Consider the following 22195-nt stretch of genomic DNA (forward strand, 5'->3'; position numbering starts at 1 on the left):
GGGGAGTCGTGCTGCGCTGACCCTCCGCCCGTCCCCTTCCGGAAGGTCCCCCCATGCACGCACGTCTCGCAGCCGTCCTCGCCACCGCCGCGGTGGGACTGTCCCTCGTGGCCCCGTCCGGCCCCGCCTCCGCCAGCACCGGCGGGACCATCGACACGAACAACACCTACTCGGGCGTCGGCATGATCGCCTTCTACGACGAGGGCAGCCGCTACCGCTGCTCCGCGACGCTGGTCAGCCCGACCGTGCTGCTCACCGCGGCGCACTGCACGTTCGGCGTCGACGGCAAGACGGCCGTCACGTTCAAGCTCCTGGTCGACGACGCCGCACCCTCCAACCTGCCGGTCGCCAAGGACCCGGCAGCGGGCTACACGTCGGCCGACCTCGTCGGCACCGGCTACCTCTCGGGCACGGCCTACACCCACCCGGACTACTCCGACTTCACCGACGTCGACAACTGGAACGACGTCGGCGTCATCGTCCTCGACGCGCCGGTCTCGAACGTCGCCATCACCCCCATCGCCGAGGAGGGGACGCTCGACACGATCGCGCGCCGCGACCTGCGCACCACGATCTTCCGTGCCGTGGGCTACGGCACCGAGGTGCGCCAGGCCACCTCCGGACCGCGCAAGCCGACGCCGCAGAGCTATCCGATCGTGCGGCGCTACGTCGACATGCCGGGCCAGAAGCTCACCTCGCAGATCCTGCAGACCAACGGCAACGAGAACGACAACGCCGGCACGGGCGGCACGTGCTTCGGTGACTCCGGCGGCCCGCTGCTCCTCGACGGCGAGATCGTCGGGGTGACGAGCTACGGCTACACGTCGAACTGCCGCTACATCGACGGCTACCAGCGCGTCGAGATCGACGTCGTCCAGGACTGGCTGGCCACGTTCGGCCTCTGATCGTCATGTGACCGGGCGAGCCGATGACGCCCCGCGACCCTCAGACGGGTCGCGGGGCGTACATGATCACGGCGACGCCGACCAGGCAGATGAGTGCGCCCGCGACGTCGTACCGGTCGGGACGGAACCCGTCGACGGCCACGCCCCACGCCAGCGAGCCGGCGACGAACACCCCGCCGTACGCCGCGAGGATCCGCCCGAAGTGGGCGTCGGGCTGGAGGGTCGCGACCAGGCCGTAGAGCCCGAGCGCGACGAACCCGCCGCCGATCCAGAGCCAGCCGCGGTGCTCCCGCACGCCCTGCCAGACCAGCCAGGCGCCGCCGATCTCCGCGACCGCGGCGAGGGCGAAGAGGAGCAGGGACCTGGCGACCGTCATGCGGGGGAGTCTCGCAGGCGAGCGACCGATCTCCCCCTCCCGGCGGATCCAGCAGCGACGGCCGGGTCCTACCCTCACCCCATGTCCCGGCTCAACCAGCGCGTCCTCGAGTGGTTCGGCGTGGACGACGACTGGGAGCGGCCACGCCCTCCGATCGGCCGCCAGGACGTCGTGCTCGCGGCGAGCGTCGGAGCGGTCGGCCTGCTGACGCTCGAGCTGGTGCGGAGCGCCGCCGGAGGGTTCGAGCACACCGACGCCCCGATGTGGGCCCAGTGGCTCGCCGTGGCGCTGGGAGCGGTGCTGCTGCTCGGCCGGCGCCGGTGGCCGCTGGTGGTGGCGAGCCTCGCGGCACTGCACATGTTCGTCGCCGGGGTGGCCATGCCCGAGGTGATGGCGCAGACGTCGCTCCAGATCGTCTACTTCGTGGCACTGCTCTCCGGTGTCGCGTGGGCCCGCGACCGGCGGGCGATGCTGCTGGTCGTCGGCGTGATCGTGCTCTTCATGTTCGCGTGGATCGGCTGGCAGTTCGCCATCGGCTCCGCCGCCCAGGAGTGGCTCGACGACGAGGAGGGCGCCGACCAGGTCGGGTTCTTCCCGCGGATCCCGGCCGCGGTCGGCTACTCCCTGGCGATCAACGCTCTCTACTTCGGCGGCGCGATCGCGGGTGGGGGCTTCTCGTGGCGCTCGGCCCGCCAGCGCGACCGCCTCGAGGAGCAGGCGGCCACCATCGCCGCACAAGCGGGCCGGCTGCGCCAGCAGGCCGTCGTGGACGAGCGCCTCCGCATCGCCCGCGACCTCCATGACGTGGTCGCGCACGGCGTCTCGGCGATGGGCATCCAGGCGGGAGCGGCGCGACGGGTGCTCGAGCGCGACCCCGACGCCGCGCGTACCGCCCTGTCCCACGTCGAGGAGGCGTCCCGCGACGCCGTCGCCCAGATGCGCCGCCTGCTCGGCACGCTGCGCGAGGGGACGGGCGAGGAGACCAGCAGCACGCGGACGACCGACGCCGGCGTCGGCGACCTCCCGGACCTCGTCGCCGAGGTCGACGGCCAGGGCCTCGCCGTCAGCCTCGACGTCGTCGAGGCGCAGCCGGGCGCGGCGTCGCGGCTGCCGCGCGGCCTCGGGCTCGCGGTCTACCGCACGGTGCAGGAGGCGCTGGCCAACGTCCGCCGCCACTCGACCGCCGACTCGGCCTCGGTCGTGGTGCGGGTCGACGAGGCGCCGCCGCGGGCCTACGCGGAGGTGGAGGTCGTCGACAACGGCCGCCCGCGCCACGGCACGTCGGGCAGTGGGCTCGGCCAGCTCGGGATCCGTGAGCGGGCGGCCACCCACGACGGCCAGGTGGACATCGGCCCGCGGGTCACCGGCGGCTACCGCGTCCGCGTGCGCTACCCGCTGGAGGCGTCGACGTGACCGACCGGCTGAGGGTGCTCATCGTCGACGACCACGCCATGGTGCGCTCCGGATTCGCCATGGTGCTCTCGGTCGAGGACGACGTGGAGGTGGTGGGCGAGGCGGCCGACGGCCTCCAGGCCCTCGAGCAGGCCCGGGCGACGCGACCCGACGTGGTCCTCATGGACGTCCAGATGCCCCGCATGGACGGGATCGAGGCGACGCGCCTGCTGGTGGCCGAGGACCTCGGCCGCGTCGTCATCGTCACGACCTTCGACCGCGACGACTACCTCTTCGACGCGCTCCGGGCCGGTGCCAGCGGCTTCCTGCTCAAGAACGCCGGCCCGGAGCAGCTGCTCGACGCCGTCCGCGCGGCCGGGAGCGGGCACGCCCTGCTGGCACCCGAGGTGACCCGACGGGTCATCTCCCAGATGGCGGGGGAGCGGGCGGCCGCGGAGGCACCCACCTCGGGTCGGGCGGCCGACCGGCCGGAGCCTCCCGGGCTGGCCCGCCTCACCGCCCGCGAGCGGGAGGTGCTGGTGCTGCTGGGCCGTGGGCTGTCCAACGGGGAGATCGCCGGCGAGCTCGTGCTCGGGGAGGCCACCGTCAAGACCCACGTGTCCAACGTCCTCGCCAAGCTGCACCTGCGCGACCGGGTCCAGGCCGTGGTCTTCGCCTACGAGGCCGGACTCATCCTCCCGACGGAGGGCTGAGGCCGAGGGCGCGCCCTCCACCTCGAGGTTCCGTCCCGCGGGGGATCCGGCGCGACTGCCGCGCCCCTAGCGTCGTGGTCATGTTGGAGATACGGGAGCTGACCAGACGGTTCGGTGACAACACCGCCGTGGACCACGTGTCGTTCGAGGTGCCCGACGGGCTCCTCACCGGGTTCGTCGGGGGCAACGGCGCGGGCAAGACGACGACCATGCGGATGGTCATGGGCGTGCTCGGCATCGACGGGGGAGAGGTGCTGTGGCAGGGCCGGCCGATCACCCGGCTGGACCGTCGGTCCTTCGGCTACATGCCCGAGGAGCGCGGCCTCTACCCGAAGCAGCCGATCCTCGACCAGCTCGTGTACGTCGCCCAGCTCAAGGGCCTCGGCCGGGTCGAGGCGCGGACCCAGGTCCTGGAGCTGCTCGAGCGCTTCGGCCTCGGCGAGCGGACCAAGGACCACCTCGAGAAGCTGTCGCTGGGCAACCAGCAGCGGGTGCAGATCATCGCCTCGGTGCTGCCCCGGCCGGCCGCGCTGATCCTCGACGAGCCGTTCTCGGGCCTCGACCCGATCGCCGTCGACTCGATGGTCGACCTGCTGCGCGAGTACACCCGCGACGGCGTCCCGGTCCTCTTCTCCAGCCACCAGCTCGACCTCGTCGAGCGCCTGTGCGACCGCCTGGTCGTGCTGGCCCACGGACGCCGGGTCGCCGCCGGGACGGTTGCGGAGCTGCGCGACGCGGGGGTGCCGCGCTTCCGCCTCGTCCTCGGCGGCGACGCCGGTTGGGTCCGCGACCACCGCGGGCTCGAGGTGCTGGACCTGGACGGCACCACCGCGCTCGTCGAGGTCCGCCAGGACGGCGCCGAGCAGCACCTGGTCGCCGAGGCCACGCGCCGCGGCGACGTCCACGAGTTCGTCCGGGTCCGCCCGGCGCTCAGCGAGATCTACCGGGAGGCCACCGCATGAGCACCGACAACCGCACGCACGACCGGGCGCACGACCGGGACACCGGGACCGAGCCCGCTTGGCTGCTCGTCACCCGCCGCGAGGTCGTCTCGCGCATCACCGACAAGTCGTTCATGATCGGCACCGTCCTCATGGTCGTCATGCTGGTCGGCTTCATCGGGTTCTCGGCCTGGCAGGAGGAGCGCACCACCGAGGTCACTCTGGGGGCCACGCCCGACTCGGTCGCGATGGCGGCGGCCATCGAGGAGGCCGCTCCCGACGTCGACGACAAGGTCGCGGTCACCGTCGTCGAGCTCGACGACCGGGCCGCCGCCGAGACCGCGCTCCGCGAGGACGAGGTCGACGCCTGGCTGCACCCCGTCGACGACGGGTGGGAGCTGACCTCGGAGTCCAGCGAGCAGGAGTCGCTGACCGAGGTGGCGAGCGCCGTCGTGCGCCAGCAGGTGCTGTCGGAGAACGCGGCGAACGTCGGCACGTCGGTCGAGGACCTCGAGGCGGGCAGCACCGTGTCGACCGACTTCCTGCGCGGCGACGCGGAGAAGGCGGCGGTCGCGCAGGCGGTCGGGTTCGTCTTCGTCTTCCTCTTCTACTTCGCCGCCCTGATCTTCGGCATGCAGCTGGCCTCCTCGGTGATCGAGGAGAAGCAGAGCCGCATCGTCGAGATCATCGCCGCCGCCATCCCGCTGCGCCAGCTGCTCGCCGGCAAGGTACTCGGCAACACGGCCCTGGCGATGATCCAGCTGCTGATCTACATCGCCGTCGGCCTCGTCGGGCTCTCGTTCACGTCCTACAAGTCCTACGTCCCGGCGCTGTCCGGACCCACCGCGTGGTTCATCGGCTTCTTCCTGGCGGGCTTCATCGCGCTCGCCTGCCTGTGGGCGGTGGCCGGCTCGCTGGCCTCGCGCACCGAGGACCTGCAGGCCACCTCGACGCCGCTGACGATGCTCATGCTGGTGATGTTCTTCGGGGGCGTCTCGCTCGACGGCCGCAGCCAGGTGATCGCGTCCTACATCCCGCCGGTCTCCGCGGTGGTGATGCCCAAGCGGATCCTCGCCGGTGGCGTGGAGTGGTGGGAGCCGCTCCTCGCACTGGGACTGCTCGCCGTCTTCGCCGTGGTGACGGTGTGGGTGGGCGAGCGCCTCTACCGCCGGGCGCTGCTGCAGACCGGTGGCCGCGTCACCCTCCGCCAGGCGTGGTCCAGCGCGGAGTAGCCGCGATGCGGCCGGGGCCTCACGACGGATCTCAGAACAGGTTGACGAGCCCGGAGGTCCCGGCCACGACCGCCCAGAACCTCAGCCCGCGACCGAGCGTCCCGGTGACGAGGAAGATCCAGAAGGGGACGCGCAGGATGCCCGCCAGCACCGCCGTGACGGCGTACGGCGGGAAGCCGGTGGCGGCGGAGACGAAGAGGAGGGCGGCCGTGAACCACGGCCGCCCTTCCGCGCGCTCGTGCCACTTGTCGAGCGACGCCTTGACCTTAGGCTTGGCGAGGTGCCGGTCGACCCAGGGGGCCCGGTCGAGGTGCATGCCGCCCCAGTACCAGAGGATCTTGCCGAGCATCTGCCCCACGATCGCGGCGACGAGCAGCGCCCACATCTGGTCGGGGGCACGGTTGACCGCCACCGCGAGGATGGCCTCGATGTTGATCAACGGGAGCAGGGCGGAGCCGATCGAGGCGCCCATGACGCTCCAGAAGAGCATCAGCCGACGGCCCCGGGCACAGGCAGCCCGATCCGCACCAGGCGGTGCAGCGAGACGCACTTGAGCACCAGCAGCGCCGAGGCGATGGCCAGGCCGACCCACATCCACCCGGTCACCAGCAGCAGCACCGCGAAGAGGGCGCTGTTGACCGCCTTGGCCGGCTTGGACCAGTTCCACAGCCAGATGGGCCGGTCGATGACGAAGAAGTAGTTGGGGCTGCGCACCGGCCAGGCGAGGAACGCGATCGAGAGGAAGAAGTCGACCACCATGAACTCGGCGAGGTAGACGAAGATCGCGGGGGACAGGTCCGGCTGCAGCCACGCCAGGCCGATGTAGAACGCGGCGGCGTTGAACCGGTCGCAGATGACGTCGAGGACCGCGCCGATGCGGGTCTCGCAGTCGCGGACCCGGGCGTAGAACCCGTCGAGCATGTCGCCGACCCAATAGACCACGAGCGCGGCGACCAGCAGCTCGAGGCTGTCCTGGTGGGCCGCGAGGGCGGCCAGCACGACGGAGGCGGCGGTGCGCACGCCGGTGATGACGGTCGCGCCGGTCAGCAGGCGCTCGTCGCGCACCCCGTAGCGGTTCTCGGGGTCGGCGACGGGCTCTGCCTTCACCGAACCGGGGCCCCCCACGCCGGGGATGCTATCGGGTCACGCCCACAGGTCCGGCCACCCGTGCCCGAGTTCGAGGACCAGCTCGCGCAGCAGCGGCAGGCTGACGCCCACCACGTTGTGGTGGTCGCCCTCGATGCCGGTGACGAACGCCCCGCCGATCCCGTCGATCGTGAAGGCGCCGGCGACCTCCAGCGGCTCGCCGGTCGCGACGTAGGCAGCGATCTCCTCGTCGCTGACGTCGGCGAAGTGGACGGTCGTCGAGCCGGTGGCCGCCGCGACCCGTCCGGTCGCGACGTCGCGTAGGCAGTGGCCGCTGTGGAGCACGCCGGAGCGGCCCCGCATCGCCTGCCAGCGGCGTCGTGCCTCCGCCGCGTCGTGCGGCTTGCCGAGCGCCTCCCCGTCGAGCTCGAGGACCGAGTCGCAGCCCAGGACGAGCGCATCGGCGGGCAGGTCGTCCCGAGCGGCCACCGCCGCGCACTTGAGCTCGGCCAGCTGCAGCGCGAGCTCGGCGGGCGGCAGGTCGGTCAGCTGCGACTCGTCGACCCCGCTGACGACGACCACCGGGTCGAGCCCGGCCGCACGCAGCGTCGTACGGCGTGCGGGGGAGGCGGAGGCAAGGACCAGCCGGGTCACAGGCGCCCCAGCGCGGTGCGCAGCGGGTCGAGCCCCAGCGAGCCCAGGTCGAGCGCGGCACGGTGGAAGGCCTTGAGGTCGAACCCCTCGCCCTGCCGCTGCTGCACCTCGGCCCGCGCCTCGAGCCAGATGCGCTCGCCGACCTTGTAGGACGGCGCCTGGCCGGGCAGGCCGAGGTAGCGCTTGACCTCGAACTGGATGACCTCGTCGTCCATCCGGCAGTGCAGCCGCATGAACTCCAGGCCCAGCTCGGGCGTCCACGTCTCGCCCGGGTGGAAGGCGGCGCCGCCGGCGCCGAGCCGGTTGTCCTTGGGGACGGTGAGGCCGAGGTGCATCCCGATGTCCACGATCACCCGGGCCGCGCGCATCGACTGGCCGTCGAGCATGCCGAGCAGGTCGGCGGGGTCGTCGAGGAAGCCGAGCTCCTCCATCAGCCGCTCGGCGTAGAGCGCCCAGCCCTCGCCGTGGCCGCTGCACCAGCACATCAGGCGCTGCCAGCGGTTGAGCGTGTCGCTGCGGTAGGCGGTCTGCGCGACCTGCAGGTGGTGACCGGGCACGCCCTCGTGGAAGACCGTGGTCACCTCGCGCCACGGGTGGAAGTCCTCGATGCCGTCGGGCACCGACCACCACATCCGGCCCGGGCGCTCGAAGTCCTCCGACGGGCCGGTGTAGTAGATGCCGCCGTCGTTGGTGGGGGCGAGCATGCACTCGATCCGGCGGATCGGCTCCGGGATGTCGAAGTGCACGTCGGCCATGTCGGCGACCGTGCGGTCGGCCAGCCGCTGCATCCAGTCGCGGAAGGCCTCCCGCCCGTGCACGACCCGCTCGGGATCGGCGACGAGGTGCGCGACCGCGCCGTCGACGTCGGCGCCGGGGAGGATGCGGTCGGCGGTGGCGTGCATGAGGTCGGAGAGCCGCTGGAGCTCGGCCCAGCCCCAGGCGTAGGTCTCGTCGAGGTCGACCTCGGCGCCGAGGAAGTAGCGGCTGGCGAGGGCGTACACCTCGCGGCCCACGCCCTCCTCCGCCCGGCCCTGCGGCTCCATCTCGTCGCTGAGGAAGAGGCCGAACGACGCCGTGGCCGCGCTCGCGGCGCCGGCCAGCGCCCGGAGCTCGGTGCGGTCGGCGACGTCGAGCCGCTCGACGAGGCCGAGGTAGAAGTCACCCGCCTCGCCGGTCTGGCCGGTCCAGCGGCGCACCTGCTCGGCCACCTCGGCGTACTGCCGCGCCGCGACGACGTTGCCCTTGCGTGCCTCGTCGGAGAGCGTGACCCGCAGGCCCTCGAGGACGGCGGGCACGGCGGCGAGCCGGGCCGCGATCGCCGCGACGGCGTCCTCGCCCTCGGTCGGCATCAGGTCGAAGACGCCCCGGACCTCGTGGAGCGGGCTCCACAGCACCGACATCCGGGAGCGGTTGACGCCGGCCTCCTCGAGCTCGAGCTCGAGGCGGGTGCGCTCGAGGAACGCGTCCTTCGCGGCCGCCTCCCGGTCGTCGACCGGCGTGGCCGCCTCGACCGCCGCCACGGCCCGGCGGGCCAGTGCCTCGCGGGCGTCGAACCCGGCGGGGGAGAAGTCCGTCAGCTCGTGGTCGTGCCCGCCGACGCCGATCGAGGTGGCGGTCAGCGGGTCGAGGGCGCAGTAGTCGTCGACGTAGGCGTCGCAGAGGGCGTCGATGGTGCGTGCGGTGCTCGGTCCGGGCATGGGCCACACCTTGCCACGTCCGGCCGGACGCCCTGTGCGAGCATCGGCCCATGACGACGCGCGCCCGTGCCGCCCTGCTCGCGCCCGCTCTCACCGTCACCCTGGCCTTCACCCTGGCCGCCTGCAGCGACGAGCCGGCGCCGGTGCGGGAGACGGGTGTCGACCCGGAGTGGTACGCCGAGCTGGACCGGGCGGTCGAGGACGCCGACCAGGTCGGGGACGTCCCGGTCCTGTCCTCGGGCTCGTGCCCGATCGACACCCCGGAGGTCGCCGGGCACGACCTGGACGAGGACTCGCCGGACGTCGGCGTCAGCACGCTGGGTGACAGCGGGCACCGGCTGATCTGCTCGTGGTCGCCCCCGGCGACCGACCTGGTCGTGGCCCGCTTCGACGACCCGGCCGAGCTCGAGCTGGCGCGAGAGGACGTCAGCCGGGTCGGCGAGGTGGACAACGGCCAGAACGTCCAGGTCACGGAGGCGATCACCGTCGGCCGACGCGAGTTCTTCGTCCGGCGGACCACCTTCCCCACCAACGACTCGCACATCGACTACGCCGTGTGGTTCCTCGACGAGGACGAGCAGGGACTGGTCCTGCTCGACGTGGAGACGACCGACACCCACGACCTCATCGAGACCTACGACGCGCAGCAGGCGGCGCAGGACCTGGCGGACCTGCTCTCCTGATCGCCGGTCGCCGTCGCAGGTCGCCGGGTCGCTGACGGCTCAGCGCGGCAGGCCGCTGGCCCGCCAGCCGTCGGGCCCGTTGCGGTGCGGGTGCCGGACGCCGCGGGCCGGGTGGCTCCACGCCGGCCGCGGGCGGCGTGGAGCCTCGCCACCGGACGAGCCCAGGGAGGCGAACACCGCGACCAGGGCCGCGACCTCCTCGGGGGTCGCGTCCGGGTCGACGACCCGGAGCAGCGGCTGGTCCTGCTGTCCCTCTGACGCGGCCATCAGAGGGGGATGTTCCCGTGCTTCTTCGGCGGCAGCGTCTCGCGCTTGGAGCGCAGCAGCCGCAGGGAGCGGACGATCTCGACGCGCGTCTCGTGCGGCGCGATGACGGCGTCGACGTAGCCCCGCTCGGCGGCGATGTAGGGGTTGGCCAGCGTGGTCTCGTACTCGTCGATGAGCTCGGCGCGGCGCGCCTCGACGTCGCCCCCCTCGTCCTCGACCGCCTTGAGGGTCTTGCGGTGCAGGATGTTGGCGGCTCCCTGCGCGCCCATCACGGCGATCTGCGCGGTCGGCCAGGCGACGTTGATGTCGGCGCCGAGGTGCTTGGAGCCCATCACGTCGTAGGCGCCGCCGTAGGCCTTGCGGGTGATGATCGTGACCAGCGGGACGGTCGCCTCGGCGTAGGCGTAGATCAGCTTGGCGCCGCGGCGGATGATCCCGTCCCACTCCTGGTCGGTGCCCGGCAGGAATCCCGGCACGTCGACGAACGTCAGCACCGGCAGGTTGAAGGCGTCGCAGAACCGCACGAAGCGGGCGGCCTTCTCCGAGGCGTCGATGTCGAGGGTGCCGGCCAGCTGCAGGGGCTGGTTGGCCACGATGCCGACCGACTGCCCCTCGACGCGGCCGAAGCCGACGAGGATGTTGGGCGCGAACAGCTCCTGGACCTCGAGGAACTCCTCGTCGTCGAGCACGGCGGTGATCACGTCGTGCATGTCGTAGGGCTGGTTGGGGCTGTCGGGGATGAGGGTGTCGAGGCTGCGGTCGAGGTCGGTGACCTCCATGTCCGGTCGCTCGTCGTAGGTCGGCGACGGGTCGAGGTTGTTCTGCGGGAGGTAGGACAGCATCGCCTTGACGTAGTCGATGGCGTCCTCCTCGTCGGAGGCCATGTAGTGGGCGTTGCCGGACTTGGTGTTGTGCGTCCGCGCCCCGCCGAGGTCCTCCATCGTGACGTCCTCACCGGTGACGGTCTTGATGACGTCGGGACCGGTGATGAACATCGCGGAGGTCTGGTCGACCATGACCGTGAAGTCGGTGACGGCGGGGGAGTAGACGTGGCCGCCGGCGCAGTTGCCCATGATCAGGCTGATCTGCGGGATCACGCCCGAGGCGTGCACGTTGCGGCGGAAGATCTCGCCGTAGAGCCCGAGCGAGACGACGCCCTCCTGGATGCGCGCCCCGGCGCCCTCGTTGATGCCGACGATCGGGCAGCCGGTCTTCATGGCGAGGTCCATCACCTTGGTGATCTTCTCGCCGTAGACCTCGCCGAGCGAGCCGCCGAAGACGGTGAAGTCCTGGCTGAACACGCACACCATCCGGCCGTTGACCTCGCCGTAGCCGGTCACGACGCCGTCGCCGTAGGGGCGGGTCCTCTCGAGCCCGAACGCCGTCGAGCGGTGCCGGGCCAGCTCGTCGAGCTCGACGAACGTGCCCTCGTCGAAGAGCATCTCGATGCGCTCACGGGCGGTCCCGCGCCCCTTGGCGTGCTGCTTCTCGATCGCCTTCGCGGAGCCCGCGTGCACCGCCTCGTCGAGGCGCCGCTCGAGGTCGGCGAGCTTGCCCGCCGTGGTGTGGACGTCGATCTCCATGTCCTGAGGGGGGACGTCGGTGCCCTCACCCGGCTGTGCACTCACGCGGTGGCCTCCTGGTCGTCTCGCACGACGTCTGCGTCGTGATCGATCTCTGCGGCAATCTAGACCCATGACGGAGAGACCCGCACCGCGACCACCCCTCGACCCCGCCCGGCTCGCGGCGCCCCTCGGGTGGCGCGTCGAGCTGCTGGACGCGACCCCCTCCACCAACGCGTACGTCGCCGAGCGGGCCCGCGCGGGCGAGGAGCCCGGCCTCGTCGTGGTGACCGAGCACCAGACCGCCGGGCGCGGCCGCCTGGACCGCGCGTGGGAGACGCCGGCGCGGTCCTCGCTGACCTTCTCGGTGCTGCTGCGCCCGGACGTGCCCCCGACCTCGTGGCCGTGGCTGCCCCTCCTAACCGGGTACGCCGTGCAGGCCGCGCTCGCCGACCGGCTGCCCGACATCGCCCTCAAGTGGCCCAACGACGTGCTGGTCGACGCGGCCTCGGGGCCCGGGCGCAAGGTGTGCGGCATCCTCGTCGAGCGCATCGAGGCCGAGCGGGGGCCGATGGCGGTGGTGGGGGTCGGCATCAACGTCGACCAGACCCTCGACGAGCTGCCCGTCGCGCTCGCCACGTCGGTCGCGCTCGAGACCGGCGAGCCCGTCGAGCGCACCGGCCTGCTCGGCCAGGTGCTCGGCTCGCTGCACGGGCTGCTCGGCCTGCTCGACGACACCGAGGCGCTGCGCCGCGCCTACGCCGACGTGTGCGTCACGCTGGGCCGGACCGTCGACGTGCACCTGCCCGGGGACGTCGTACGCCGCGGGGAGGCGCTCGACATCGACGCGACCGGGGCGCTGGTGGTCGGCACCGGCGACGGCACCTTCACCGTGGCCGCCGGCGATGTGGTGCACGTGCGGCCGGCCTAGTGACATGATCGGCGCGTGGCCTACCCGAGCAAGCTCCTCAACGAGGGCGAGCACGTCGTCGTCACCACGAGGACGCACCCCAAGGCGCTGATCGGTCCGGCGCTGGTGCTCGTGCTCCTCGTGGCGGCCGTGATCTGGCTGAGCACCCTGACCGACTCCACACCGGTCGGCGTCGGCGCGGGGATCGTCGCCGTCCTCGTCGTCCTGTGGTTCGTCGTGCGCCCGCTGGTCGCGTGGCTGACCACCACCTACACGTTCACCAACCGCCGCTTCATCAAGCGCTCCGGCTTCATCGCCAAGGAGGGCCGCACGATCCCGCTCAACCGGATCAGCGGCGTCGACTTCGAGATCGGCGTGATCGACCGGATCTTCGGCTGCGGCACGCTCGTGGTCTCCGACGCGAGCACCGACGGCAGCGTCCTGCTCCACGACATCCCCGACGTCGAGCAGGTCCAGCTCCAGGTCGCCAACGAGCTGCACCGGCTGTCCGGTGGTGACCGTCGAGACGATGGCGCCTGACCGCAAGTCGTCCCGAGCGCCCTCCGAGCCCGCAGCCAGGCAGGCGCCGGGGGAGAGGCTCGACGAGGCCATCCTGCGCAGCGCCCCGGAGTTCAACGCGCTCGAGGTGGCCACCGAGACCGGGGTGACCATCGAGCAGGCCCGTCGGCTGTGGCGCGCGCTCGGGTTCCCCGAGTTCGTCGGCGAGAAGGCCTACACCGCCGCCGACGTCAAGGCCGTCGCGACGCTGATGAGCTTCGTCGACGCCGGGGCGGTCGACTTCGACACGGCCGTCAACCTCACCCGCGGCGTGGGCCAGACGATGGCCCGGCTCGCCGACTGGGAGGTCTCCACCCTCGTCAGCCGCGTCGAGGAGATGGAGTCCGGCGCCGAGGCCACCGGCTCGCGCATCGGCTCCGCGCTGCGCCTCATCGACGAGGTCAACCCGCCCTTCGAGCGCCTGCTGGTCTACGCCTGGCGCCGCCACCTCGCCGCCGCGGTGGGCCGCATCGAGGCGATGGGCGCCAAGGACGAGGACCTCCACACCATCGACGTCAGCGTCGGGTTCGCCGACCTGGTGTCCTTCACGGCGCTGTCCAACACCCTCGACCGCGACGAGATCGGCGACCTCGTCGAGGTCTTCGAGAGCCGCTGCCAGGACGTCGTGGCGCGCTACGCCGGTCGCATCATCAAGAGCCTCGGCGACTCCGTGCTCTTCGTGACCAGCGGCGCCGAGGACGCCGTCGCGGTGGCCGAGGGGATCATCAACGTCATCGGCCGCGACTCCAAGATGCCCGACGTCCGCCTCGGCCTGGCCAGCGGACCGGTGGTCCAGCGCCTCGGCGACATCTTCGGCCCGCCGGTCAACATGGCCGCACGGCTCACGCAGGTGGCCCGGCGCAACCGGCTGATCGTCGACCAGAACACCGCCGACCTGCTGCCCGCCGAGGACTGGGAGAGCCGGCGCCTCCCGGCTCGGCCGGTGCGCGGGTTCGGGCTGGTCGAGCCGGTGGCCGTACGCCGTCGCTGAGCGGCCCGGGTGCACCGCGGGACGGACCCGCAGGTGGACCAGACCACTCGGCCATTTTTCACCCATAAGGACCCCCCGGGCACCGTCTCCTCCCTACGTTCAGCGCGTGTTGGCTGTGCAGGATGTGCGACTCGACCCGACCACCCGTCAGGTGTGGCGAGGCGACCGCGAGATCAGGCTCTCGCGCAAGGAGTTCCAGCTCCTGCACGCCCTCATGTCCCGACCCGGTGACATCGTCACCCGCGGCGAGCTGATGGCGGACGTGTGGCAGACGTCGTTCTACACCAACTCCAAGACCATCGACGTGCACCTGGGGTGGTTGCGGCGCAAGCTCGACGACGACCCCCGCAACCCGACCCTGATCACCACGCACCGCGGCCGCGGGCTGCGCTTCGAGAGCCGCGCGCGCACCGTCGCCAGCTGAGGCGGGCGACCCCCTGCCCCGGTGCTTCTATAGGCTCCGGTCGTGTCCTCGACCGGTTCGCACCGCGCTCCCACGCTCGCCGTCATCGGGGGCGGCCAGCTCGCGCGGATGATGGCCCAGCCCGCGATCGCGCTCGGCCTGCCGCTGCGCCTGCTCGCCGAGGCCGAGGGCGTCTCCGCCGCCCAGGTCATCCCCGACCAGCTCGTGGGTGACCACACCGACCTCGCCACGTTGCGCCGGGTGACCGAAGGCGCCCGCGTGGTCACCTTCGACCACGAGCACGTGCCGACCGCGCACCTGCACGCCCTCGAGGCCGACGGCGTCGCCGTACGCCCCGGTCCCGACGCGCTCGTGCACGCCCAGGACAAGGCGGTCATGCGTCGCCGTCTCGCCGAGCTCGACGTGCCGTGCCCCCGCAACGCCGTCGTCACCACGACCGCCGACGTCGAGGCGTTCGGGATGCCGTGCGTCCTCAAGACGACCCGCGGCGGCTACGACGGCAAGGGCGTGTGGGTGGTGCGCAGCGCCGACGAGGCGCAGGCCGCCTTCGACGCCGCGACCGCGGCCGGGGTGGAGGTGCTGGCCGAGGAGCTGGTCGACTTCCGCCGCGAGCTGTCGGCCCTCGTGGCCCGCTCGCCCAGCGGCCAGGCCGCGGCGTACCCCGTCGTCGCCTCCACCCAGCTCGACGGCATCTGCCACGAGGTGGTCGCCCCCGCCCCGGACCTCGCGCCCGCCCTGGCCGGTCAGGCGCAGGAGATCGCCCTGCGCGTCGCCGGTGCGCTCGACGTCACGGGCATCCTCGCCGTCGAGCTCTTCGAGACCACCGACGGCAGGATCCTGGTCAACGAGCTGGCGATGCGTCCGCACAACACCGGCCACTGGACCCAGGACGGCGCCGTGACGTCCCAGTTCGAGAACCACCTGCGTGCCGTCATGGACCTCCCGCTGGGCTCCCCGGCCCCGCGCGCCCGCTGGACCGTGATGGTCAACATCCTCGGCGGACCCACCGACAGCGGCCACCTCTACGACGGCCTCCCGCACGCCATGGCGCGCGACCCGCACCTGCGCGTGCACCTCTACGGCAAGGACCTGCGGCCCGGCCGCAAGGTCGGCCACGTCAACGCCTACGGCGACGACCTCGACGACTGCCTCGAGCGGGCCCGCCACGCCGCCGCCTGGTTCCGCGGCGACCTGGGCGACGAGAGCGAATGAGCGCCGAGCCACCCGAAGCCATCCCGAGCCATCCCGAGCCAGCCCGAGCCAGCCCGAGCCAGCAGAGACCGACGAGAGGGTCGACCCATGAGTGAGCAGGTCCAGCAGGGCAGCGCGAAGGTCGGGATCGTGATGGGCTCGGACTCCGACTGGCCCGTCATGCAGGCCGCGGGGGAGGCGCTCACCGAGCTCGGCGTCGCCTGGGAGGCCGACGTGGTGTCCGCCCACCGGATGCCCACCGAGATGATCGAGTGGGGCCAGCAGGCCCACGTCCGCGGCCTGTCGGTGGTCATCGCCGGCGCCGGGGGAGCGGCCCACCTGCCCGGCATGCTGGCCTCCGTCACGCCGCTGCCGGTCATCGGGGTGCCGGTGCCGCTGAAGTACCTCGACGGCATGGACTCGCTGCTCTCGATCGTGCAGATGCCCGGCGGGATCCCGGTCGCCACCGTCGCCATCGGCAACGCGAAGAACGCCGGCCTCCTGGCTGCGCGCATCCTCGCGACCAGCGACCCCGAGCTCCGGCAGCGGCTGCTCGACCACGCGTCGACGCTCGCGGAGACCGCGCACGCCAAGGGCGACGTCGTCCGCCAGGCGGCGGCGGGCCAGACCCGCCGCGTCGGCTTCTAGTCCCGGTCGCGCACCCGGCCGCGCAGGGCCTTGGTGCCCGCTCGCTCCTTCTTCGCGCGCAGCCGGCGCTCCTTGGCGCCGCGACTCGGTCGCGTCGGGCGTCGCTGAGGAGGCGGCGGGGCCAGCGCCTCGCGCAGCGCGTCGGCGAGCCGCTCGCGGGCGGCGACCCGGTTGCGGTGCTGCGAGCGGTGCTCCGACGCGGCGATCGCGATCCGGCCCGAGGGCCAGCGACGCAGCGCGCGGGTGCGCTGGGTGTCGGTCAGCGCGCTGGTCGCGGCGACGTCGAGCTCGAGCTCCACGCGGGAGTCCGAGGTGTTCACCGACTGGCCGCCGGGGCCCGGCGAGCGCGAGAAGCGCTCGACGAGGTCGGTCGCGGGCACGACCAGGCCCTCGGGCAGGCCCGGGCCCGCGGGGACGTGGAGGTCGCGCATCCCGACATTGTGGCTTGACGGTGGCTGCCGCACCCACCAGCGTCCTCCGCATGGGGGAGATGAGGGTGGGGCTCGTCGGTGGCGGGATCCTCGGCGTCGCCATCGCGCGCGAGGTCGTCCGTCGCCGTCCGGGCACCGAGGTCGTGGTGCTGGAGAAGGAGGACCGCCTCGCGGCGCACCAGACGGGCCACAGCTCGGGCGTCGTGCACGCGGGCATCTACTACAAGCCCGGCAGCCTCAAGGCCGAGCTGTGTGCCCGCGGCAGGACGATGCTGCGCGACTTCTGCGCCGAGCACTCGATCGCGTACGACGCCTGCGGCAAGCTCGTCGTCGCGGTGGACCGTGAGGAGATGGGGCGTTTCGACGCCCTCGCGCACACCGCGACCGACAACGGGGTGCCGGGGCTGCGGCGCCTCGCGGCCGGGGAGATCGGGGAGGTCGAGCCGCACGCCGGCGGGCTCGCCGCGCTGCACTCGCCGGAGACCGCCATCACCGACTACACCGCGATCACGCAGGCGATGGCCGACGACGTGTTCGCCGGCGGCGGAGGGGTGCGGCTCGGGGCGAAGGTGGTCGACATCCGGCGCCGTGCGGATGGCGCGACGGTGCAGGTCGAGGGCGATCCCACACCACTGCACTTCGACCACGTCGTCGTGGCCGCCGGCCTGCACGCCGACCGGGTCTCCGCGCTCGTCGACGGCGAGCGCGGGCCGGCCATCCTGCGCGTTCCGCGGGGAGTACCTCGCCGTGAGCACCGCCAAGCAGGACCTGGTGCGGGGGATGGTCTACCCCGTCCCGGACCCGCGCTACCCGTTCCTCGGCGTCCACTTCACCCGCCGAGTCACCGGGGAGCTCGAGGTCGGCCCCAACGCTGTCCTCGCCACCCGGCGCGAGGGCTACCGGCGGCGCGACGTCTCCGCGACGGACCTCCGCGAGGTGCTGGCGTGGCCAGGCTTCTGGCGCCTGGCCCGTGAGCACTGGCGCACCGGCATCGACGAGGTGGTCGGCTCCGCGTCGCAGCGCGCGTTCATGCGCTCCGCGTCGCGCTACGTGCCCGCCATCGGCGTCGCGGACGTGCGCCGCGCCGGCAGCGGCGTGCGCGCGCAGGCGGTGGACCGCGACGGGAGCCTGGTCGACGACTTCCGCATCACGCACGCCGACGGCGTGACCTGCGTGCGCAACGCGCCCTCGCCGGCCGCGACCTCCAGCCTGGCCATCGCGCAGCACGTGGTCGACCGCGCCTGGCCCTAGGCGAGCCCCTAGGGTCGTGCCATGACGACGCGCTGGGGAATCGCCGCGACCGGCGGAATGGCTGCGGCCTTCGCCACCGACCTGGCCCTGGTGCCGGACGCCGAGCTCGCCTTCGTGGGCAGCCGCTCGCCGGGATCGGCCGCCGACTTCGCGGACCGCTTCGGGGCGGCCGGGTCCGGCACCCACCGCGACCTCCTCGACGCGGGCGCGCGGGGCGAGGTCGACGTGGTCTACATCGCCACCCCGCACCCGCAGCACCACGCGCTCGCGCTGGCCGCCGTCGAGGCCGGGACCGCGCTGCTCGTCGAGAAGGCCTTCACCGCGACGCTGGCCGGCGCCGAGGAGGTGGTGGCGGCGGCCCGCGCCGCCGAGGTCTTCTGCATGGAGGCCATGTGGACCCGCTTCCAGCCGGCGCTGCGGCACGCGCGCGACCTCGTCGCCGGCGGCGCGATCGGCGACGTGCTGCTGGTGCAGGCCGACTTCGGTGCCTTCCGCGAGTACGACCCCGGCAACCGGCTCTTCGACCTGGCGCTCGGCGGCGGGGCGGTCCTCGACCTCGGCGTCTACCCGATCTCGCTGGCCCAGCACTTCCTGGGCCGCCCGGACCGGGTGACCGCGACCGGGACGACCTACCCCAACGGTGCGGACCGCTCGGCCGCGATCCAGCTGTCGTGGGCCGACGGGCGCGCCGCGTCGCTGACCTGCTCGCTCGCGAGCGCGACGCCGGGACGCGCGCTCCTCGTCGGCACCGAGGGGACCCTCGAGCTCGTGCCGCCGTTCCACCACCCGAGCCGCGTCGTCGTACGCCGCAACGGGCAGGAGGCCGAGGAGGTCGAGCTGCCGCCGACCGGCACCGGCTACGTCCACCAGGTCGAGGAGGTCCAGCGCTGCCTGGCCGCGGGGCTCACCGAGAGCCCGGTGATGCCGCTGGCCGACACCCTCGACGTGCAGTGGGTGCTCGAGGAGTGCCTCGGCCAGCTCGGCATCACGATGGCCGAGGCGACGGTCGACCTCGAGGGCTAGCGGCCGCGGCGCCGCCACTCGATGGCGGGGCAGGTGTCCATCACCATCGCGACCCCCGCCGCGGTGGTGCGTGCGAAGGCCTCGTGGTCGACGACGCCGAGCTGGAACCACACGGCCTGCGCCCCGACCTCCACCGCCTGGTCGGCGAACTCGCCGGCCGCCTCCGAGCGACGGAAGACGTCGACGACGTCGATCGCGAACGGCACGTCGGCTAGGGAGGCGTAGCCCTGCTCGCCGAGCACCGCGGGGGCCGCGGGGTCGGCGAACTGCGGGTGCACCGGCACGATCCGCTTGCCACGCTCCTGGAGCAGCGCGGCGATCGAGTACGCCGTCCTCGACGGGTCGCCGGACAGGCCGACGACCGCCCACGTGCCGAGCTCGTCGAGCATGCGGTCGATGGCCTCGTGGTCCTGCCAGGCGGGAGCAGCCGGAGTGGTCATGCCCACACCGTAGACGCCTCCTCCAGAAAGGATGGACGTCCTACAATTCGTGCATGAGCGAGTTCCCCCTCTACGCCCTCCCCGAGGAGCACCAGGCGATCCGCGAGGCCGTCCGCGCGGTGTGCGACGCCAAGATCGCCCCCCACGCGGCCGCCGTCGACGAGGAGGCGCGCTACCCCCACGAGGCCGCCGCCGCGCTGCTCGCCTCGGACTTCCACGCCCCGCACGTGCCGGAGGAGTACGGCGGCGCCGGCGCCGACGCGCTCGCCACGGTGCTGGTGATCGAGGAGGTGGCCCGCGCGTGCGTGTCGTCCTCGCTGATCCCCGCCGTCAACAAGCTCGGCTCGCTCCCGGTGCAGATCGCCGGCTCCGAGGAGCTCAAGAAGCGCTACCTCGGCGCGCTCGCCCGCGGTGAGGGCGGCTTCTCCTACTGCCTCTCCGAGCCCGACGCGGGCTCCGACGCCGGTGGCATGAAGACCCGCGCCGTCCGCGACGGCGACGCTTGGGTCATCGACGGCGTGAAGCGCTGGATCACCAACGCCGGCGAGTCCGAGTTCTACACCGTGATGGCCGTGACCGACCCCGAGAAGAAGACCCGCGGCGGGATCTCGGCCTTCGTGGTCGAGAAGTCCGACGAGGGCGTCTCCTTCGGCGCCCCGGAGAAGAAGCTCGGCATCAAGGGCAGCCCGACCCGCGAGGTCTACCTCGACAAGGTGCGGATCCCCGCCGACCGGATGATCGGCGAGGAGGGCACCGGGTTCACCACCGCCATGAAGACCCTCGACCACACCCGGGTGACGATCGCGGCCCAGGCCGTCGGTGTCGCCCAGGGAGCCCTGGACCACGCCCTCGACTACGCCAAGGAGCGCCAGCAGTTCGGCAGGTCGATCGCCGACTTCCAGGGACTCCAGTTCATGCTCGCCGACATGGGCATGAAGATCGAGGCGGCCCGCCAGATGACCTACGCCGCCGCCGGCCGCTCCGAGCGGGGTGACTCCGACCTGACGTTCTTCGGCGCCGCGGCCAAGTGCTTCGCCTCCGACGTGGCGATGGAGGTCACCGTCAACGCCGTCCAGGTGCTCGGCGGCTACGGCTACACCCGCGATTACCCGGTCGAGCGGATGATGCGCGACGCCAAGATCACCCAGATCTACGAGGGCACCAACCAGGTCCAGCGGATCGTGATGGCGCGCCAGCTGCTCGCAGGGGTCCAGAGCGAGCTCTGAGCCCGCGGTCTGGCCCGGTCAGCCGGGCGGCGCGCCCTCCAGCGCCTCGGCGTAGATCCGCTCGAGCATGTCGTGGGCGGACACGCGCTGCCGCTTGGTGGGCGTGCGGTCGTCCGCCGCCGCCGAGACGAGGGCCCGGGCGATGTCGCGCACCTTGCGGTTGGTGTCGACGGAGAAGGCGCGCAGCAGGACCCACGCCGTGTCGGCGTCCACGCTGTAGAGCTGCATCAGCACGCCCTTGGCCTGCTCGATGACCGCCCGGTGCCCGACGAAGTCCACGACCGCCGACTCCAGCTCGGCGTTGACGGCGTCGCGGCGTACGTCGGTGAGGTCGACGAGGTGTCCCGAGACGACGAGGGTGCCGTCCTCGTCCTCGACGTGGCCGGCGGCGATGACCACCTTGTGCGCCTGGGTGGCGGTGACGATGCGGTGCAGGAAGGAGTAGGCCTCTCCGCGGCCCACGACCGCCTCTCGCGACTCCCAGGCGGCCTCCACGTCCTCGGGGTGGATGTGCCGCATGACCAGTGCCGTGGTCGGCACGACCGCCCCCGGCTCGAACCCGTGGATGCGGAACATGGTGTCGGACCACCACCACTCGTCCGTGGCGGGACGGTAGGTGTACCGCCCCACCAGGGCGCACAGCGAGGCGTTGAACGCCCCTCCGCCCGCTCCCTGCCCCATGCACGAATCCTGCCCACTCCGGCGCCCCCCAACAAGCCTCGAAGGAGTGCGGATCTACCAGTCCACCTCCCCGGCGTCGGCGACCAGGACGGGCCCGTCCGGGAGCCGCAGCCCGGCCGGCACCGCGTCGCGCAGGCTGGCGAACCTGAGTGCGGTGCGCTCCTCGAGGAGCTCGAGCGGGACGAGGTAGGTGTCGAAGTCGTCGAGGAAGGACCGGTCGACGACGCCGTCGAGGTCCTGGGACAGCACGAAGCACTTGGACCGCAGCTGCCCCTCCATCCGGTAGCAGACGACCTTCCAGTGCTCGCGCGGCACCTGGACGATGTCGCGGTAGTCCGGGTCGTCGGCGCGCAGCACGGGTCCCGCGAACAGCGTGAGCCGGCGGTCCTCCAGCCCCTCCTGCGCGAGCACGGCGTTCTCGAGCAGGCCCCAGCTGCCCCCGCGCCCCGACTGGTTGAAGTCGTCGAGCTGGGGCGTGATGTTGGTGAAGTGGAAGGAGTCGGAGTTGGCCGCGCGTGCCTCGTCGAGGGTGCCCCACAGCAGGTCGGACCGGCGGGCGACGTGGCCACGGTCGAGGCGGTTGTCGGCATAGGCCGCGTCGAGCGTCTGCGCCTCCGCCGGGATCCGCGGGTCGGCGCGGAAGCGCTCGCCCGACCGGCTGATGCTGTCGCCCGGGAAGAGCCGGAGCCCGTCGATGTTCCAGGCGACCCACCACGCCAGCCGCCGGGTGGGGTGCATGCGGAGGCTGAAGTGCACGTAGTCGAGCGGGCGGTCCAGCTCCGGGAACGGGCCGGGCTCGTCGGGCGCCTGCGGGGGCCCGAGGGTGGTGTCGAGGAAGTCGGGGTCGTAGCCGGGCTCTGCCATGGGTCGATGGTCCCGCACGGGTGCGACAGGCGTGCGCCACACGCTGGTG

Annotated in this window: 27 protein-coding genes; 16 read left to right on the forward strand and 11 right to left on the reverse strand. The window is 72.7% G+C overall.

All coding sequences use genetic code 11. From position 1 onward, the window contains the following. Window positions 1-53: 53 nt before the first annotated feature. Entirely contained in the window at window positions 54-905 is an 852-nt protein-coding gene (locus SHK17_RS05190) for a S1 family peptidase (protein ID WP_172270315.1), read from the forward strand. 40 nt (window positions 906-945) lie between these two features. Here the strand turns inward: SHK17_RS05190 and SHK17_RS05195 are convergent, their stop codons facing one another. Then, window positions 946-1281, reverse strand: coding sequence for a YnfA family protein (locus SHK17_RS05195; protein ID WP_322921297.1), 336 nt, complete (start codon window positions 1279-1281; stop codon window positions 946-948). Window positions 1282-1362: 81 nt separating this feature from the next. Here SHK17_RS05195 and SHK17_RS05200 point away from each other — a divergent pair, with 81 nt between their 5' ends. From SHK17_RS05200 to SHK17_RS05215, 4 genes are all read left to right on the forward strand, one after another. Continuing rightward, entirely contained in the window at window positions 1363-2694 is a 1332-nt protein-coding gene (locus tag SHK17_RS05200; RefSeq protein ID WP_322424785.1) for a sensor histidine kinase, read from the forward strand. Continuing rightward, window positions 2691-3386, forward strand: coding sequence for a response regulator transcription factor (locus SHK17_RS05205; protein ID WP_322921298.1), 696 nt, complete (start codon window positions 2691-2693; stop codon window positions 3384-3386). Before SHK17_RS05200 ends, SHK17_RS05205 begins: the two co-directional genes overlap by 4 nt. 80 nt (window positions 3387-3466) lie before the next feature. Further along, window positions 3467-4348, forward strand: coding sequence for an ABC transporter ATP-binding protein (locus SHK17_RS05210; RefSeq protein ID WP_172270323.1), 882 nt, complete (start codon window positions 3467-3469; stop codon window positions 4346-4348). After that, the gene (locus SHK17_RS05215) at window positions 4345-5559 is read left to right on the forward strand and encodes an ABC transporter permease (RefSeq protein ID WP_322921299.1); all 1215 of its coding nucleotides are present in this window, start codon (window positions 4345-4347) and stop codon (window positions 5557-5559) included. Before SHK17_RS05210 ends, SHK17_RS05215 begins: the two co-directional genes overlap by 4 nt. 31 nt (window positions 5560-5590) lie before the next feature. Here SHK17_RS05215 and SHK17_RS05220 read toward each other — a convergent pair whose 3' ends face one another. From SHK17_RS05220 to SHK17_RS05235, 4 genes are read right to left on the reverse strand one after another with little or no spacing between them, the layout of a single operon-like run. Continuing rightward, window positions 5591-6049: a VTT domain-containing protein gene (locus tag SHK17_RS05220; RefSeq protein ID WP_172270327.1), complete on the reverse strand. Its 459-nt coding sequence runs from the start codon at window positions 6047-6049 to the stop codon at window positions 5591-5593. Then, complete coding sequence (locus SHK17_RS05225; protein WP_322424781.1) at window positions 6049-6684, reverse strand: CDP-alcohol phosphatidyltransferase family protein; 636 nt, start codon at window positions 6682-6684, stop codon at window positions 6049-6051. Before SHK17_RS05225 ends, SHK17_RS05220 begins: the two co-directional genes overlap by 1 nt. Before the next feature lie 18 nt (window positions 6685-6702). Beyond that, window positions 6703-7299, reverse strand: a complete 597-nt coding sequence (locus tag SHK17_RS05230) for a Maf family protein (protein WP_322921300.1) — start codon at window positions 7297-7299, stop codon at window positions 6703-6705. Continuing rightward, a complete protein-coding gene (locus tag SHK17_RS05235; RefSeq protein WP_322921301.1) occupies window positions 7296-8996 on the reverse strand; it encodes a DUF885 domain-containing protein in 1701 nt (566 codons plus the stop codon). Before SHK17_RS05235 ends, SHK17_RS05230 begins: the two co-directional genes overlap by 4 nt. Window positions 8997-9046: 50 nt before the next feature. Between SHK17_RS05235 and SHK17_RS05240 the strand changes: the two genes are divergently transcribed. Beyond that, a complete protein-coding gene (locus tag SHK17_RS05240; protein ID WP_322921302.1) occupies window positions 9047-9679 on the forward strand; it encodes a hypothetical protein in 633 nt (210 codons plus the stop codon). Between the two features lie 39 nt (window positions 9680-9718). Here SHK17_RS05240 and SHK17_RS05245 read toward each other — a convergent pair whose 3' ends face one another. Further along, window positions 9719-9946 (reverse strand): acyl-CoA carboxylase subunit epsilon, encoded by a 228-nt coding sequence (locus SHK17_RS05245; protein WP_322921303.1) that lies wholly within the window; start codon window positions 9944-9946, stop codon window positions 9719-9721. Then, window positions 9946-11529 (reverse strand): acyl-CoA carboxylase subunit beta, encoded by a 1584-nt coding sequence (locus tag SHK17_RS05250; protein ID WP_172271664.1) that lies wholly within the window; start codon window positions 11527-11529, stop codon window positions 9946-9948. Before SHK17_RS05250 ends, SHK17_RS05245 begins: the two co-directional genes overlap by 1 nt. A gap of 112 nt (window positions 11530-11641) precedes the next feature. Between SHK17_RS05250 and SHK17_RS05255 the strand changes: the two genes are divergently transcribed. From SHK17_RS05255 to purE, 6 genes are all read left to right on the forward strand, one after another. After that, on the forward strand, window positions 11642-12439 hold the full coding sequence (locus SHK17_RS05255) for a biotin--[acetyl-CoA-carboxylase] ligase (RefSeq protein ID WP_322921304.1): 798 nt from the start codon (window positions 11642-11644) through the stop codon (window positions 12437-12439). 15 nt (window positions 12440-12454) lie between these two features. Beyond that, window positions 12455-12958 (forward strand): PH domain-containing protein, encoded by a 504-nt coding sequence (locus SHK17_RS05260; RefSeq protein WP_322424775.1) that lies wholly within the window; start codon window positions 12455-12457, stop codon window positions 12956-12958. Next, entirely contained in the window at window positions 12948-13967 is a 1020-nt protein-coding gene (locus SHK17_RS05265) for an adenylate/guanylate cyclase domain-containing protein (RefSeq protein WP_172270341.1), read from the forward strand. The genes SHK17_RS05260 and SHK17_RS05265 overlap by 11 nt, the downstream gene beginning before the upstream one ends. A gap of 106 nt (window positions 13968-14073) precedes the next feature. After that, on the forward strand, window positions 14074-14391 hold the full coding sequence (locus tag SHK17_RS05270) for a winged helix-turn-helix domain-containing protein (protein ID WP_172270343.1): 318 nt from the start codon (window positions 14074-14076) through the stop codon (window positions 14389-14391). Window positions 14392-14433: 42 nt separating this feature from the next. After that, on the forward strand, window positions 14434-15603 hold the full coding sequence (locus SHK17_RS05275) for a 5-(carboxyamino)imidazole ribonucleotide synthase (protein ID WP_172270345.1): 1170 nt from the start codon (window positions 14434-14436) through the stop codon (window positions 15601-15603). Window positions 15604-15690: 87 nt separating this feature from the next. Next, window positions 15691-16230, forward strand: coding sequence for a 5-(carboxyamino)imidazole ribonucleotide mutase (purE, locus tag SHK17_RS05280; RefSeq protein WP_172270347.1), 540 nt, complete (start codon window positions 15691-15693; stop codon window positions 16228-16230). On the opposite strand, the gene arfB is transcribed toward purE, so the two are convergent. Then, on the reverse strand, window positions 16227-16661 hold the full coding sequence (gene arfB, locus SHK17_RS05285) for an alternative ribosome rescue aminoacyl-tRNA hydrolase ArfB (protein WP_172270349.1): 435 nt from the start codon (window positions 16659-16661) through the stop codon (window positions 16227-16229). The genes purE and arfB overlap by 4 nt on opposite strands. Before the next feature lie 50 nt (window positions 16662-16711). Between arfB and SHK17_RS05290 the strand changes: the two genes are divergently transcribed. The 3 genes from SHK17_RS05290 to SHK17_RS05300 are packed head-to-tail and all read left to right on the forward strand — an operon-like array spanning window position 16712 to window position 18935. Next, window positions 16712-17635, forward strand: coding sequence for an FAD-dependent oxidoreductase (locus SHK17_RS05290; protein WP_322921307.1), 924 nt, complete (start codon window positions 16712-16714; stop codon window positions 17633-17635). After that, window positions 17598-17912 (forward strand): FAD dependent oxidoreductase family protein, encoded by a 315-nt coding sequence (locus SHK17_RS05295; RefSeq protein ID WP_322921308.1) that lies wholly within the window; start codon window positions 17598-17600, stop codon window positions 17910-17912. Before SHK17_RS05290 ends, SHK17_RS05295 begins: the two co-directional genes overlap by 38 nt. Before the next feature lie 21 nt (window positions 17913-17933). Then, a complete protein-coding gene (locus SHK17_RS05300; protein WP_322921310.1) occupies window positions 17934-18935 on the forward strand; it encodes a Gfo/Idh/MocA family protein in 1002 nt (333 codons plus the stop codon). On the opposite strand, the gene SHK17_RS05305 is transcribed toward SHK17_RS05300, so the two are convergent. After that, entirely contained in the window at window positions 18932-19375 is a 444-nt protein-coding gene (locus SHK17_RS05305; RefSeq protein WP_172270355.1) for a CoA-binding protein, read from the reverse strand. The two genes, SHK17_RS05300 and SHK17_RS05305, sit on opposite strands and share 4 nt — an antisense overlap. Before the next feature lie 53 nt (window positions 19376-19428). Between SHK17_RS05305 and SHK17_RS05310 the strand changes: the two genes are divergently transcribed. After that, window positions 19429-20601, forward strand: coding sequence for an acyl-CoA dehydrogenase family protein (locus SHK17_RS05310; RefSeq protein WP_322921312.1), 1173 nt, complete (start codon window positions 19429-19431; stop codon window positions 20599-20601). Window positions 20602-20619: 18 nt separating this feature from the next. Here the strand turns inward: SHK17_RS05310 and SHK17_RS05315 are convergent, their stop codons facing one another. Next, the gene (locus SHK17_RS05315) at window positions 20620-21282 is read right to left on the reverse strand and encodes a PAS and ANTAR domain-containing protein (protein ID WP_172270359.1); all 663 of its coding nucleotides are present in this window, start codon (window positions 21280-21282) and stop codon (window positions 20620-20622) included. Window positions 21283-21336: 54 nt separating this feature from the next. Continuing rightward, complete coding sequence (locus SHK17_RS05320) at window positions 21337-22146, reverse strand: DNA/RNA non-specific endonuclease (protein WP_322921315.1); 810 nt, start codon at window positions 22144-22146, stop codon at window positions 21337-21339. Between the last annotated feature and the right edge of the window lie 49 nt (window positions 22147-22195).

Source organism: Nocardioides renjunii, from assembly GCF_034661175.1.
Lineage (GTDB): Bacteria > Actinomycetota > Actinomycetes > Propionibacteriales > Nocardioidaceae > Nocardioides > Nocardioides renjunii.

What these genes read in the sequence shown, in the direction of transcription:
- SHK17_RS05190 (WP_172270315.1), top strand. Translation starts at nt 54, where the DNA reads ATGCACGCACGTCTCGCAGCCGTCCTCGCCACCGCCGCGGTGGGACTG.
- SHK17_RS05195 (WP_322921297.1), bottom strand. Translation starts at nt 1,281, where the DNA reads ATGACGGTCGCCAGGTCCCTGCTCCTCTTCGCCCTCGCCGCGGTCGCG.
- SHK17_RS05200 (WP_322424785.1), top strand. Translation starts at nt 1,363, where the DNA reads ATGTCCCGGCTCAACCAGCGCGTCCTCGAGTGGTTCGGCGTGGACGAC.
- SHK17_RS05210 (WP_172270323.1), top strand. Translation starts at nt 3,467, where the DNA reads ATGTTGGAGATACGGGAGCTGACCAGACGGTTCGGTGACAACACCGCC.
- SHK17_RS05215 (WP_322921299.1), top strand. Translation starts at nt 4,345, where the DNA reads ATGAGCACCGACAACCGCACGCACGACCGGGCGCACGACCGGGACACC.
- SHK17_RS05220 (WP_172270327.1), bottom strand. Translation starts at nt 6,049, where the DNA reads ATGCTCTTCTGGAGCGTCATGGGCGCCTCGATCGGCTCCGCCCTGCTC.
- SHK17_RS05235 (WP_322921301.1), bottom strand. Translation starts at nt 8,996, where the DNA reads ATGCCCGGACCGAGCACCGCACGCACCATCGACGCCCTCTGCGACGCC.
- SHK17_RS05240 (WP_322921302.1), top strand. Translation starts at nt 9,047, where the DNA reads ATGACGACGCGCGCCCGTGCCGCCCTGCTCGCGCCCGCTCTCACCGTC.
- SHK17_RS05245 (WP_322921303.1), bottom strand. Translation starts at nt 9,946, where the DNA reads ATGGCCGCGTCAGAGGGACAGCAGGACCAGCCGCTGCTCCGGGTCGTC.
- SHK17_RS05250 (WP_172271664.1), bottom strand. Translation starts at nt 11,529, where the DNA reads ATGGAGATCGACGTCCACACCACGGCGGGCAAGCTCGCCGACCTCGAG.
- SHK17_RS05255 (WP_322921304.1), top strand. Translation starts at nt 11,642, where the DNA reads ATGACGGAGAGACCCGCACCGCGACCACCCCTCGACCCCGCCCGGCTC.
- SHK17_RS05265 (WP_172270341.1), top strand. Translation starts at nt 12,948, where the DNA reads ATGGCGCCTGACCGCAAGTCGTCCCGAGCGCCCTCCGAGCCCGCAGCC.
- purE (WP_172270347.1), top strand. Translation starts at nt 15,691, where the DNA reads ATGAGTGAGCAGGTCCAGCAGGGCAGCGCGAAGGTCGGGATCGTGATG.
- arfB (WP_172270349.1), bottom strand. Translation starts at nt 16,661, where the DNA reads ATGCGCGACCTCCACGTCCCCGCGGGCCCGGGCCTGCCCGAGGGCCTG.
- SHK17_RS05290 (WP_322921307.1), top strand. Translation starts at nt 16,712, where the DNA reads ATGGGGGAGATGAGGGTGGGGCTCGTCGGTGGCGGGATCCTCGGCGTC.
- SHK17_RS05300 (WP_322921310.1), top strand. Translation starts at nt 17,934, where the DNA reads ATGACGACGCGCTGGGGAATCGCCGCGACCGGCGGAATGGCTGCGGCC.
- SHK17_RS05305 (WP_172270355.1), bottom strand. Translation starts at nt 19,375, where the DNA reads ATGACCACTCCGGCTGCTCCCGCCTGGCAGGACCACGAGGCCATCGAC.
- SHK17_RS05310 (WP_322921312.1), top strand. Translation starts at nt 19,429, where the DNA reads ATGAGCGAGTTCCCCCTCTACGCCCTCCCCGAGGAGCACCAGGCGATC.
- SHK17_RS05315 (WP_172270359.1), bottom strand. Translation starts at nt 21,282, where the DNA reads ATGGGGCAGGGAGCGGGCGGAGGGGCGTTCAACGCCTCGCTGTGCGCC.
- SHK17_RS05320 (WP_322921315.1), bottom strand. Translation starts at nt 22,146, where the DNA reads ATGGCAGAGCCCGGCTACGACCCCGACTTCCTCGACACCACCCTCGGG.